Raw genomic sequence first — 12,936 nt, 5'->3', positions numbered from 1 at the left:
CGAAAAAGGGCGATTTTTCCCTTTATCGTTCAGTGGCTTATGACACGAGCAGCTAGCGCCTGAAGCTGGATAAAGTACTTAGACCTGCCATGGCCATGGGGCTTCAGCCCATTCCCAGTGCTGGTGTTCCTGCGTCGGCATACCGAAACGAAGCGAACCAAAGCAGGCTTCAAATTCAGTCTTCAGCCTGCTGCTATAGGCACTGTAATAATTATATTGCTGAATCGCCTGGGCATCATCGGGATGGGTGTTCAGGTAAAGTATAAGATCATAAATCACAAAATCAATTGCCTGAATCGCCTCAAGCTTCGTGTAATACTCTTTTGGCAGCTTTTTCTCCATCATGTGAACCTCCTTTATCCGCGATAGGGGCTCTCGTAGTAATCAAAAAATGGTTCCCAAAGTGTCCCTTTTTTCAATGCTTCTAAGGGTGGGAACTGCGGGAAATCTGGCGGCTGAAATCCGATAAATAAATTTGGTGGTGTCACATACACCTTTGGACCGAGCGGCGGACACGGATCGAACATACCTCTAAAAGGAAGGTAATACCGTCTGAACGGGTTATTCGGTTGAGACATAGCTGTCCCTCCTGTGGATTCAGATTACCTGAAGAGTATATGCAGGTGGGGTGGGGAGTAGAAGTGTAGGGGAAGAAGCCGGAGGTTGGATAAGCTAATGATTGGCTTAACCCATGTGACTTAAGTGCATGAAGGGCTGCTGTCGCCAGTTGTTGCTGTTTCAGCTGGAGTTGTAGCAATCCCGGCCGAGGTTGTAGCGATACGCCCGGGAAGTTGTATCAATCCACGCCGATGTTGTATCAATCCCGCTCGCAAATGTCCCTATCCCATCCAGCAGATGCTGCACCGCACTCTCTTCATGCCTTTAAGAAACTATATCTTTGTTTCCCAAGTGCATGCAGGGCGATTGTTGCTGTTTGTGCCGAAGTTGCAGCAATTCGTGCTGGAGTTGTAGCGATACACCCGGGAATTTGTCGCAATCCCCGCCTGAGTTGTAGCAATCCACCCAAAAATACGTCATATCCACAATCCAGTTTGGAGCAATATCACCGCCATAAAAAAAGAACCGCCATCCCAGGCGGTTCCCAAACTTTTAAATCATCGCTGTTCCAAACGTGCAATACGCTCATCAAGGTCAGGGTGAGTTGAGAATAGTCTCATCACGCCGCCTTTACCACTGATTTTCATTGTGGCAACAGCTGAATCATCTGTATGATCTTTTACATTGGTACGGTTTGCCAGTGCTTTTAACGAACGCAGCGCATGCGCCATTTTATCGTTTCCAGCTAAGTCACCGCCACCACGGTCAGCGTGGAATTCGCGGTGTCTTGAGTAGGCACTCACAACCATACTTCCGAGAATCGAGAATAGAATCTGGAAGATGATAATCGCCGCAAACTGAACAATCATCTGCAGCTCTTCACGGACAAAACGGCTGACAACGATTGCAACAATGCGCGACAGGAATACAACAAATGTATTCACAATACCCTGAAGCAGCGTCATTGTAACCATATCTCCGTTTGATACGTGTGCAACTTCGTGCGCGATGACGCCTTCAACTGCATCGTCGTCCATGTTATCAAGCAGCCCCTGAGATACTGCGACAAGTGATTTCTTTTTAGAAGGACCTGTTGCAAAAGCGTTCACTTCAGGAGAAGGATAGATTCCGACCTGAGGCATATGCGTTAAACCGGCTGCGCGAGAGAAGCGGTGCACCTTTTCAACAACTTCACGTTCCTGTGCAGTCAGGTCGCCATCCGGATCGAGTACCTTTACCTTCATCATCCATTTCGCCATCATGCGTGACATCGCAAGTGAGATGAATGCCCCTGCAAAACCTACGATTAAACTAAATACACCAAGTGAAATGAAGTCAATTCCAAGCCCTGGTCCGCCTGTCTGGAATGAACCGTTGATTCCTGTATATGAAACAATGAGTGACCAGACGATCACAATTGTCGTCATGACAAGGATGTTTGTTAATAAAAAGAGTAAAATTCTTTTGCCCATTTATGCGCCTCCTCTTACATTAGTTTGTGATTATTGTAGCATAGTTTTCTCTGAAAAGCGTGACAAAAGAAAGGCAAAAAGTTTCTTCATTAAAACAGTTTAGTTGTGTATGAAATACGCGGTCATTACAATGAAGTCAATGATTGAAACAGATAGGAGCTATTTATATGAACAAGCCAGTCATAATTGTGGGAGCCGGATTAAGCGGTTTATATACAGCATCTTTACTTTCTGAAAATGGAATTGAATGCAAGGTCATTGAATCGAGAAACAGAATCGGCGGCAGGGTGATAACTGAAGAAGCTGCCGGGGCAAATTTTGATCTTGGACCTACATGGTTCTGGCCGGAGCATGAGCATGCAATTACAGCGGTTATCAAAAAACTCGGGTTAAAAACGTTCACCCAGCACACAAATGGTGATTTGTTATTTGAGCAATCCACTGAAAGTCCGGCGCAGCGTCATACTCTGCCGGCTCATGCAGCAGAAAGGTCTGAGCGCCTTGAAGGGGGGATGCAGTCAATGATTGAAGCAGTTGCAGATACGCTCCCTGCAAATACAATTGAATTAAATAAAACAATCACTGCAATCAACATGAATCACGAAGATGAAGTCAGTGTTCATGCAGTAAACAGTGAAGGAGAGGAATTGGTATACGGGGGATCAGCAGTCGTTCTTGCACTACCACCACGTCTCACAAAAAGAATCTCATTTTCACCTGAACTGCCCGCACTCGCTGATCTGCCAACCTGGATGGCAGGGCAGGCAAAAATAGTTGCTGTCTATGATCAGCCTTTTTGGCGTGAACAGAACCTTTCAGGTCAGGCATTGAGCTGGGCGGGACCGCTTCAGGAAGTGCATGATGCAACGGCTGCTACAGGTCAGGGCGCTTTGTTTGGTTTCTTCAATTTATCAGCTGCTCAGCGCTTTCAGCTTGGTGCGGACAAAGTGAAGAAGATGGCACTTGCTCAGCTAACAAGGTTATATGGAGATAAAGCAGGGATGCCGAGCTCAGTATTATATAAAGACTGGGCCACGGATGATGATACAGCAACGGAGGAAGATGCACTTCCGCTGATTGATTTTCCGCAGTATCGTCCACTTGACATCACAGGTCCCTGGCATGGAAAACTGCTAATCGCAGGCACTGAAACAGCTTCAGGATCAGGCGGCCATTTAGAAGGAGCGATCCGTTCAGCGGAACGTACAGCAAGCGTAATTTTGGAAAGAAATTAACTAATTAATCAAACAATAAAAAACACTATTGTACTGGCAGCGCTTACCCATTTACACTGATCTGTGAATTGAATCACAAAAATTAACACGGAATTCAGGATGGTGAAGAATGGAACAGTCTACAATTGAGAAATTACTGGGCGCTGCCACTTTAAAGAGAGATCTACTGAAAGAGCAGCCGAATCATTATATAGTACGTGCCATGCTTGCGGGTATGTACGTTGGGATGGCAGTCGTGATGGCATTCCGTCTGGCGCAGCCGTTTTACGAAGCGGCATCACCGGCAACTTATTTTATTAATGCAATCTTCTTTGGCGTTGCATTTTGCCTAATTTTATACGGGAAAACGGAGCTTTTCACATCTAACACGATGTATATGGTCGTTGGGGCAATGAAGAAAAAAACAAACTGGATGGACACGCTGCGCGTATGGGGCGCTTGCTACCTCGGTAATTTGGTTGGTATTTTATTCTTCACTGGATTAATTGTCATGACCGGTTTATTTGCGACAATGGATCCGGCAGAATCGTATCTGATTACTGCTGCTGAAAAGAAAATGAACCTGCCGTATTCAGAGATGTTCTTCAGAGCAATCCTTGCAAACTGGCTTGTCTGCCTGGCTGTATGGATTCCGCTTCAGGTAAAGGATGATATGTCTAAAATTGTGCTGATGATCCTGTTCGTCTTCACCTTCTTTATCTCCGGATATGAACATAGCATTGCCAATATGGCTTTATTTTCAATCGCACTGTCAGCACCGCACACTGCGCTTGTAACGGTGCAGGCTGCGGTTGAAAATGTGCTGATTGTGACGCTCGGTAATATCGTGGGAGGCGCATTCTTTGTAGGAGTGCTTTACACGTATTTGAATTCAGCTAAAAAAGAAAAAGAATTGACGGCAAAATCGTCTGTTAAAGCATCTTCACCAAAGGCTGCTTTAGAGAAATAAGCTTAAAACTGTCTTTATTCGGTGAAAACTGTATGAAGGCAGTTTTGCTTTGTAATTTAGTAAATCATAATTAATGAATAAATCTTTTTCTGGAGGGAATTTCTATCTATACATAGATAGAAATTCCTTTTTTGTGTTAAACCAACATTTTTCCCTTAGACATAATTCATTTAACACCATAAACATTAGTGACTCTTTATAAAAAGGTTTGTATAGACCCACTCATGAGCAGTCTGATAGGATAATGAAGCTGCAACAAATTTGCACAGGTGGTGTGACTAAATGAACAATCGATTTAAGGAAGCGGAGTTTGCCACGTGGGTTGGAATCATGGCAAATACGCTGTTAACCATATTAAAAGGCATATTCGGCTATATTTCAGGGAGCCGGGCACTTGTCGCTGATGCGGCGCATTCTGCTTCGGATGTCGCGGGGTCTATCGCTGTTCTGGCAGGGCTGCGTACAGCACGAAAGCCGCCGGATGATGATCATCCTTATGGTCACGGGAAAGCGGAGAACATAGCAACCATTATCGTTGCTATTTTACTGGTAGTAGTTGGTGTGGAGGTTGCCACTTCATCAGCAGGCGTTTTCTTTGGAGAGGTTCCGGAAGCGCCAGGAACGATTGCACTTGCAGTCATTATTTTTTCCATTCTTTTAAAAGAGGTCTTATTTCATTATAAAAAACGGATCGCTAAAAAAATTAATAGCTCTGCATTGATGGCAGAAGCCTGGCACCACAGATCAGATGCGCTTTCCTCAGTCGCTGCTTTTCTAGGGGTGGGCGGGGCGATTCTTGGTGAAAGGCTGGAGCTGACTTTTTTACTGTATGCCGATCCAATCGCAGGGCTGGTCGTCTCACTTATTGTTGTGAAAATCGGTTTTTCACTCGCAAAGGAAGCCGGTTCGATTATGATGGAGCAGGTGCTGGATGCAGATCAAACTAATCCCTTTATCGAAACGGTCATGACGACACCTGGTGTAAAAAGGGTTGACGAGCTGTTAGCCAGATCACATGGCCACTATATTGTCATTGATATTAAAGTCAGTGTGGATCCATATATTACAGTGGAAGAGGGGCACCGTATTTCCAAAAACGTGAAGCGCAGACTGCTTGAGCGGCATGAAGATATTAACAATGTGCTGGTTCATATCAATCCATATAATGAAGAATAAGCTCCTTTTATAAAAGCTTTGTTAAAGGTCGTTGGTGGTTTTGCACAGCTGACTTTACAAAAATGTTCCTAGAGCGCATGATCATGCGGAATAAGGGTATCGATAATGTAGGTTATCTAATTTGAGCGAATCCGCATTAAAGTTGGTTAGCAGTAGAGAACATGTGCTAACGTAATAGTAACGGATCTGTGAAACATCAGCTCAGGTGAACGAAAGGAGCACGTCTCATGGCTGTGATCGAAACAGATGTACTGATTATCGGAGCAGGGCCCGCAGGACTTATGGCAGCAAACGTGATGACAAAGCGTGGCGTAGACTATATCTGCCTGGAGAAAAAACCTGGACGTTCAGTGTTATCAAAAGCGCTTGGGGTCCAGGCAAGGTCACTTGAACTATTCGAATTCCTTGGCGTGAATAAACCATTTTTAAAACGGGGATATCCTGGTCCAGGTGCTAAGCTCCATCTGGCAGGAAAGCATCCTTCTTACGTTGAGTTATATCATATTAAAAGCAGATACCCTTACATGCTCATTATTCCACAGGATGAAATCGAAGAAATTTTAGAGAACCACCTGAACGGCAGAGGAGGTCAGGTTTTCAGGGAGCATGAAGTGCTTGATGTGACACAAAAAGACAATGGTGTCTATGTAACAGCTCTTCACAACGGCATCACGAAGACCTACTTTGCGAAATATCTGCTTGCCTGCGACGGCTCACATAGTAAAGTCCGTGAAGAACTGGATGTACCATTTATCGGTGAAGATGAAGGCATCACGTTTTTTACAGGTGATGTTGAAATTCCTGAGATGAAGGAAATTCACATTAATCTTCACTTGAATGACAGAGGAGCGGCTGCATTCTTTCCTTATAAAGATGGTACTTACCGCGTTGTCGGCTTTGACAGAACGAGGCAGGGCGGACCACGCAAACGTGAGATGAAACTATACGAGCTCCAGACGGCACTCGATACCATTCTTGACCACTCTTATAAAGTTCAGCATCCAAAATGGCTCGCTTACTTCGGTACTGCCCACAGACAGGTGCCAAGTTACCGCGTCGGCAATGTGTTTTTCGTTGGGGACGCAGCACACATCAATAATCCCCTAGGTGGTCAGGGGATGAATATTGGTCTTGAAGACGTCGGAAATCTCTGCTGGAAAATTGATACCGTCTTAAAAGGGTACGCAGGCAGTCCATTCTTAGACACATATCATGAAGAACGGGCCCCTGTTGCAAAAGAAGTAATCTTTAATACGACCATGGAACTGAAGCTCATTCATTTGAAAGGGCTGCTCGGCAAAGCGAGAAACTGGTCAGGAAAGGCAGTACTTTCACAGGGCTGGGTTCAGTCCAGGTTTGCAAATGCGCTGTCACACGTACACAGTGATTACGACAAAACGCCGATTAACCGTTCATTTAAAGACAAATCCCTCCCGCGAAAAGCAATCCAGGCCGGTGAGCGCGTACCGGATCAGATTCTTTTCAATGAAGGAACAACAGACGAGCGCCTGTACCCGCTTATTCAGCGGATCGGGTATGTGTGCTTAATCTATATTGACTGCTATGAGCAGGACCTGATTGACTATGCATATGATTTTGCTCATGAAGCAAACCGGGCATTCCCGGATATGCTGAAGGTCTATCTTGTTGCCCGTGGAGGAACGGTGATCACCGAACGGGATGAACTCCCGATTATTTATGACGTTCACCGTGATTTGGATCATAATCTCGGTATGCAAAAAGGCAGCACGCTCTTTATCCGCCCCGATGGCCACGTCGGTTTTCATGATGGCTCAGCGGATGTACGTAAAGTGATGGCAAAGTTGAAGCGGTATTTTATTTAGATAGTTGGAGGAGAAGCCTTAATTGTGAGGGCTTCTTTTTTTGTGGTGAGGGTGCGGTGCTACAAGGTAAGTGCTGGATCGGACAAACTTTTTGGGTGATTGCTACAAGCTGGCTTGGGAATGGTACAGGTTCCCGGGTGTATCACTACAACCTGGGCCGGGATTGTCCCAACTTCAGCTTAAATGACGACAACCTGCACACTAATTAAAAACTTTTTTTAAAAAAAGTGATCCAAATCCAAACTTTCTTCGTTAGCTGTTTGAAACCAAATAAATTACAACAAAAAGGAGAGTTACACATGCAAAAGAAAAAACTACTTAAGAGAATCGCAGCACCAGTACTTGGACTTTCGTTAATCGCACCAACTACAGGGCTTGCAGCAGAAGAGCCGACAGCAATCACGCCGGCATCAGATCTTCGGGCAACACTGGATCAATTACTATCAGAGCACTATGTACTTGCAGTCAATGCGATGGTGAAAGATTACAATGACGCACCGGATGAAGAACAAGCTTATGCAGCTCTTGATCAAAATGCTTTAGACATGACGCCGGCAATTGAATCAATTTACGGCGCGGAAGGTGCACAGCAGTTTGAAGACATCTTCGTTAACCACAACGATTATTCACCGGACTTTGTTGAAGCAGCAAAATCAGATGATGCTGACTTAAGAGCAGCTGCTGAAGCGGAAGTTGAAGAATTTACACAGGAATTTGGCGGATTTCTTGCAACGGCAACAGAAGGAAATCTTCCTGAAGAAGCAGCGGTAGAAGTGCTCGTAGCACACGAACAGGACGTCATTAATGCTTTTGACAGCTATGTAGAAGGTGATTATGAAGCTTACTTTACTCACTTTATGGAAGGCTACGACAGAATGTTTGATATCAGTAAAGCACTATCTGTCGCAATCGTCACGCAAATGCCGGATAACTTTGAAGGATCAAAAGCAGATTCACCCGCAGCTGACCTGAGATCAACTTTAAACAACCTTGCAGCTGAACACTTTGCACTTGCAACAATGAGCATGCAAAAAGGTGTAAGCGGTGCTGAGGACTATGACTTTGCAACGTGGGCTGAAGATATGAACACGGACGAATTCACTGCAGCAATCGGCTCAATCTATGGTGAAGAAGGTGCAGCACAGTTTAAAGAGGTGTGGACGAGTGAACACATTAACGCTCAGGCTGACCTTGTAAGTGCAACAGTCGCAGGAGATGAGGAAGCAATTGCTGCTGCGAAAGAAAGCCTGTCAATGTTTACGCAGGAGTTCGGTATGTTCCTTGCAACCGCAACGGAAGGCAACCTTCCTGAAGACGCAGCGATTTCTTCACTGACAACACATGAAGATCAGGTTGTAAAAACATTTGAATCTTATGTAGCTGAAGACTACCAGACAAGCACTGACACATTCCGTGAAGGATATGCATTCATGTTTGGTGTTGGTCAGGCACTTGGTGATGCAATTGTGAAGCAGATGCCAGATCAGTTCGCATCTGATATGCCGGCAGATATGCCAAATACCGGTCTTGGCGGTGCAGCTGAACAGCAGACACCTATCGCAGTTTATATAGCCATTGCAACAGCACTTCTTGCAGCAGCAGGATTTGCAGTTAAAAAGAAAACAGCTAACCAGGAATAAACGTCTGTTGAATAAGAAGAGCGGTTCACTCCGCTCTTCTCTATTCATATGAATGGAGGAATCAAGCGATGAAGAAGCTACTTGTTCTTTTAACAGCGGTGCTACTGCTGAGTGTCGTCAGCTATCAGGCGATTGCCATGAACCAGCCGGAAAAGGAAGTCCCGGAACCGGCAGCCGCTGATGAATCACAAAATCTGAAAGAAGAAATAGAAGAAGAAACGGCTAAACAGACAAAGGCCGTCGCGCATAAAGGAGAAGAGTTTGTTCTTCTTGACTCTTTAAAAAAACGTCAGGCAGAGCTTGAAGAACAGCTAAAGATTCAAGAAGAGGGAATTAACCCTGCCCGCATCCAGATCCCGAGTCTTGATATTGATACAGGCGTCATTCCAGTAGGTCTTCTTGATAATGGTGAAATGGAAGTGCCTGAGGAAACAGATGTAACCGGCTGGTATAACCGCGGCATACAGCCCGGTGCAGTCGGTAACTCAGTTATAGCAGGTCATGTTGACAGTAAAGAAGGACCGGCGATTTTCTTTTATTTAAAAGACATAGAACCGGGAGCGGAGATCATCGTAACTGATGAACACGGAGTTAAACTCACATTTGAAGTGAAAACGAAAGAGAGTTATCCTACCGATGATTCGCCAATTGAAAAGATTTTCGGTCCGTCCGATAAAAGAAGTCTCAATATCATCACCTGTACCGGCACATTTGACCGCGAACAGCATTTATACCCGGACAGACTGGTTGTCTACACAGAACTCGTTTCTGAAGAAGCACCAACTGATCCGTTAAAAGTGACTGAAGCACCTGAAAATGTGGAAGTTGAAGCGGGATCAGTCTCATGGCACGCTGTACGCAATGAAACAGTGATCGGCTATCGCGTCTATAAAAAGTCAGAGCAGGATCCACGCTTTGTCCATGTCGCAAGCGTGTCAGCGCATGAACGTAAAAGTTATTATGATCCGGATGCCGCTGCAGGAGACCAGTATTACGTGACAGCAGTCAATTTGAAAAAGAAAGAATCTGCACCATCGAAGAAGGTAGAAGGAAATTAAGTTTGACCGCAAAGCGCTGAGAGTGCTTTGCGGTTTTTAGGGTTATGAGAGAAAAAGCGGGGTGGGTGAAAAGTCCCGAAGTGTTGAAGATCAGCTCACGAACGTTGAACAGCACGAATTAAGTGTCAAACAGTCTTGCTCAAACGCCAAACCGGACCTCACAAAGCGCGAACACCGTCATACAAACGTCGAACCACCCCGCGCCACCAAATACCTCACCCTTTCTCCAAATATGCCAACCCCTCATTTACAAAACTGTTAATCAGCACCGCCATCTCCTGAACCGGCTGATCCAGGTCGTTGGCGATCCACTCCTTGATCACGTGGATCGCACCGCTCACAACGAATGTACTTAAATATTTGGATTCCGCCTGACGGATCCCGTTATCGTTCATCAAATTATTCATCATATAAAGGCGTGTGAGCTCCATCACTTTTTTCTCAAATGCTGAAGAGCCGTTTGGACTGAGCAGCGCCTGGATGATGTCTTTGTGGTCAATCATATATTCGAGGATTTTTTCAGTCAGCTGAAGCGCTTCTTCATCAATTTCTGTACTGTAGCCCTGAAGATAGCGATCCATATCCTCAACAATTTCTTCTTCAATTTTATGCAGCAGGTCAAAATGATCCTGATAATGTGTGTAAAAGGTGGAGCGGTTAATATCAGCAATTTCACAGATTTCTTTTACAGTCACTGAAGAAATCGGCTTTGAACCAAGCAGTTGAATTAAACTTTCTTTTAATACTTTGCGCGTATATTTTTTACGGTGATCGAGTTTTTCAGACATTCATGTGACACTCCTTATGTTAAAGGTTTGTGAAAATCCAACACTTATTAGACGTTGTGTTGGAAAACTGACATTCTGAAACAGACTGTCTGTTGAATACCCAACACTGTGTCAATATAATATTAGAGTGTATGAAAGTGCTGTGCAAGAGAGGATGACGCTTTATCGACTGGACGTCACAGGTAATAAAACATAAAAAAAGTATCGTAATCATCTTTTTTATCCTTACGATGATTAGTGCGGCAGCCCAGTTTGCTGTCTCAGTGAATTATAATATGGCAGATTATCTCCCGAATGATGCCCCGTCAATTGAGGCGGTTGACATCATGCAGGAAGAATTCGATGAACCGATGCCGAATGCAAATGTGTTGATTAAAGATGTCACCATTGCTGAGGCACTGGATGTAAAACAACAGCTGGCAGCGATTGATGGCGTTTCAGACGTCACCTGGCTTGATGATGTAATGGATTTGACGGTTCCGCTTGAAATGGCCGATGATGAGATGTTGTCATCCTACTACAAGGATGGGGCAGCCCTAATTTCCATTACCATTGAAGAAGAGCAGGAGGTAGCTGTTACCAATGAAATTTATGATCTGATCGGCGAAGAAAATGCGCTGACGGGTGAAGCGGTAACGACAGCTGTGTCCCAGCAGATGGCCGGAGATGAGTCCATGTATGCCGCACTGCTGCTTGTTCCAATTATCATTATCATTTTAATATTATCGACGAATTCATGGGTTGAACCGGTTTTCTTTTTAACCGCAATCGGTGTATCAATCCTGATTAATCTGGGAACAAATATTTTTCTCGGGGAAGTTTCATTTATCACACAATCAGTTGCCCCGATTCTCCAGCTTGCTGTATCGCTGGATTATGCGATCTTTTTACTCCACAGTTTTTCAGACTACCGGAAAAAAGTTGATGATCCGACCACTGCGATGAAGCTTGCAATGAAGCGGTCTTTCCCGGCGATTATCGCCAGTGCCTCAACGACATTCTTCGGGTTTATGGCGCTTACTTTTATGGAGTTTGGCATTGGATCGGATCTCGGGATTAACCTTGTAAAAGGGATCCTGCTCAGCTTTATCAGTGTCATTATTTTCTTACCGGCGCTGACTTTAATGTTTTATAAATGGATTGATAAAACGCAGCACCGCCAGTTTATCCCTGACTTTAAGGGTGTCGGTAAACGCGTGATCAAGCTGCGTGTACCAAGCTTGATTTTAGTGCTGCTGTTAATTGTGCCGGCATTTCTCGCGCAAAGCAATACGACGTTCATTTACGGAGCGGGTGAACATCCTGAGAATACGCGTGCAGGACAGGATGCGATTGCGACAGAAGAAATTTTTGGGCAGGAAACACCAATGGTTCTGCTGGTACCTGCTGAAGACCGCGGGACTGAAGAGGAGCTTGTCCGTGAGATTGAAGCGCTGGACAATATTTCAGGCGTGATGTCTTACGTAAATGTAGCGGGTGCAGCGGTTCCGCCTGAATATCTGGATGAATCAGTTACAGATCAGTTCTACTCAGAGAACTATGCGAGAATTACGATCTTTGCAGAGACGGAAACTGAAGGTGATCCAGCCTTTACGCTCATTGAAGACGTGAAGGAAACAGCAGACAGCTACTATGATGATGTGCACCTTCTTGGTGAAAGTGTCACGCTGTATGATATGAGGGAGATCGTTCAAAAGGATAATACGTTCGTTAATATCATGACGGTCGTGACAGTGGGACTTGTCCTGCTGCTGACATTCCGTTCGATTTCCATTCCGGTTGTCCTGTTAATCACGATTCAGGCTTCTGTCTGGATCAACTTGGCGATTCCGTACTTTACTGATGCGCCGCTCGTTTATATCGGCTATTTGCTGATCAGTACAATTCAGCTTGCGGCAACGGTTGATTACGGCATTCTTTTCACCGAAAACTACTACAAGCTCAGACAGGAAATGACTGCGCTTGAAGCGATTAAAAAGACGATTGATGATAAGCTGTTTGCCATTTTTGTATCAGCTTCCATTCTCTCAAGTGTCGGCTTTATTCTGTGGATCACCTCAACAAACCCGGTTGTCTCATCAATCGGATTACTGCTTGGACGCGGGGCATTATTAGCCTTTATCATGGTCGTCTTTGTACTGCCGGCACTGCTAGTGATTTTCGATAAAGTCATTGAGAAAACAACGTGGAAAGCAAACTTTTTTAAGGGGAAATGA

11 protein-coding genes are annotated in these 12,936 nt (G+C 44.8%); 7 read left to right on the top strand and 4 right to left on the bottom strand.

Annotation, left to right across the window (positions count from 1 at the left end):
• Nucleotides 1-78 precede the first annotated feature (78 nt).
• The 3 genes from ACH6CZ_RS15800 to htpX all read right to left on the bottom strand — a co-directional run bounded on the left by ACH6CZ_RS15800 (nucleotide 79) and on the right by htpX (nucleotide 2,030).
• Nucleotides 79-342 carry a spore coat protein CotJB gene (locus ACH6CZ_RS15800; protein WP_374098409.1) on the bottom strand — a complete coding sequence of 88 codons (264 nt, stop codon included), beginning with the start codon at nucleotides 340-342 and terminating at the stop codon, nucleotides 79-81.
• Between the two features lie 14 nt (nucleotides 343-356).
• Nucleotides 357-578, bottom strand: a complete 222-nt coding sequence (locus ACH6CZ_RS15795; protein WP_374098408.1) for a spore coat associated protein CotJA — start codon at nucleotides 576-578, stop codon at nucleotides 357-359.
• Nucleotides 579-1,115: 537 nt separating this feature from the next.
• Nucleotides 1,116-2,030, bottom strand: coding sequence for a protease HtpX (gene htpX, locus ACH6CZ_RS15790; RefSeq protein WP_374098407.1), 915 nt, complete (start codon nucleotides 2,028-2,030; stop codon nucleotides 1,116-1,118).
• Nucleotides 2,031-2,197: 167 nt separating this feature from the next.
• On the opposite strand from htpX, the gene ACH6CZ_RS15785 reads away from it, so the two are divergent.
• The 6 genes from ACH6CZ_RS15785 (at nucleotide 2,198) to ACH6CZ_RS15760 (ending at nucleotide 9,932) form a co-directional block, all read left to right on the top strand.
• Complete coding sequence (locus tag ACH6CZ_RS15785; RefSeq protein ID WP_374098406.1) at nucleotides 2,198-3,265, top strand: flavin monoamine oxidase family protein; 1,068 nt, start codon at nucleotides 2,198-2,200, stop codon at nucleotides 3,263-3,265.
• A gap of 109 nt (nucleotides 3,266-3,374) precedes the next feature.
• Nucleotides 3,375-4,214 (top strand): formate/nitrite transporter family protein, encoded by an 840-nt coding sequence (locus ACH6CZ_RS15780; protein WP_374098405.1) that lies wholly within the window; start codon nucleotides 3,375-3,377, stop codon nucleotides 4,212-4,214.
• Between the two features lie 282 nt (nucleotides 4,215-4,496).
• Nucleotides 4,497-5,390 carry a cation diffusion facilitator family transporter gene (locus ACH6CZ_RS15775; protein ID WP_374098404.1) on the top strand — a complete coding sequence of 298 codons (894 nt, stop codon included), beginning with the start codon at nucleotides 4,497-4,499 and terminating at the stop codon, nucleotides 5,388-5,390.
• A gap of 227 nt (nucleotides 5,391-5,617) precedes the next feature.
• Nucleotides 5,618-7,234: an FAD-dependent monooxygenase gene (locus tag ACH6CZ_RS15770; protein ID WP_374098403.1), complete on the top strand. Its 1,617-nt coding sequence runs from the start codon at nucleotides 5,618-5,620 to the stop codon at nucleotides 7,232-7,234.
• Nucleotides 7,235-7,533: 299 nt separating this feature from the next.
• Complete coding sequence (locus tag ACH6CZ_RS15765; RefSeq protein ID WP_374098402.1) at nucleotides 7,534-8,874, top strand: copper amine oxidase; 1,341 nt, start codon at nucleotides 7,534-7,536, stop codon at nucleotides 8,872-8,874.
• 68 nt (nucleotides 8,875-8,942) lie between these two features.
• Complete coding sequence (locus ACH6CZ_RS15760; protein WP_374098401.1) at nucleotides 8,943-9,932, top strand: class F sortase; 990 nt, start codon at nucleotides 8,943-8,945, stop codon at nucleotides 9,930-9,932.
• A 215-nt stretch (nucleotides 9,933-10,147) separates the two neighbouring features.
• On the opposite strand, the gene ACH6CZ_RS15755 is transcribed toward ACH6CZ_RS15760, so the two are convergent.
• Nucleotides 10,148-10,720 carry a TetR/AcrR family transcriptional regulator gene (locus ACH6CZ_RS15755; RefSeq protein ID WP_374098400.1) on the bottom strand — a complete coding sequence of 191 codons (573 nt, stop codon included), beginning with the start codon at nucleotides 10,718-10,720 and terminating at the stop codon, nucleotides 10,148-10,150.
• Between the two features lie 275 nt (nucleotides 10,721-10,995).
• On the opposite strand from ACH6CZ_RS15755, the gene ACH6CZ_RS15750 reads away from it, so the two are divergent.
• Complete coding sequence (locus tag ACH6CZ_RS15750; protein WP_374098399.1) at nucleotides 10,996-12,936, top strand: efflux RND transporter permease subunit; 1,941 nt, start codon at nucleotides 10,996-10,998, stop codon at nucleotides 12,934-12,936.

Source organism: Jeotgalibacillus sp. JSM ZJ347 (genome assembly GCF_044383825.1).
Classification (GTDB): domain Bacteria; phylum Bacillota; class Bacilli; order Bacillales; family Jeotgalibacillaceae; genus Jeotgalibacillus.
Note: the sequence above shows the minus strand (reverse complement) of the source record. Positions and strands in the feature narration are given on the sequence as shown.